The following is a 287-nucleotide window of genomic DNA, read 5'->3' on the forward strand; positions in this document are numbered from 1 at the left end:
CTTATACACATCCGGCCAGAATTCAGGTTAAACCGCTCTCTGACATGTACTGGTTTATTCTTAATAGTGAAAATACAGATATTGGTATCCAGCATGAATTTCAGCATCAAAATGATTCCCTTTCCTGCATTGCGGGTTGATCACGGATATCCATAAAATCCGCACTCACATTTTCGCCATCAAACCAACTGTCCCAGGACTCACCGGCGGGAGTGATGATTCTTGTACGACCAATCGCAATAATTTCTACTTTCTTAACGTCTTCTGGCAGAGCGACCGCTTTCGGT

Annotated in this window: 1 protein-coding gene and 1 pseudogene; both read right to left on the minus strand. The window is 43.6% G+C overall.

The window, feature by feature from the left end; translation table 11 throughout:
* Nucleotides 1-107: pseudogene (locus RTW80_RS28800) on the minus strand (VapC toxin family PIN domain ribonuclease); the annotation flags it as partial.
* A partial coding sequence (gene vapB / locus RTW80_RS28805; RefSeq protein WP_312721520.1) for a type II toxin-antitoxin system VapB family antitoxin occupies nucleotides 107-287 on the minus strand: 181 nt, incomplete at its 5' end. The pseudogene RTW80_RS28800 and the gene vapB, both read right to left, overlap by 1 nt.

The sequence above is a fragment of the Escherichia sp. AM3 genome (assembly GCF_032029835.1).
GTDB lineage: Bacteria > Pseudomonadota > Gammaproteobacteria > Enterobacterales > Enterobacteriaceae > Escherichia > Escherichia coli.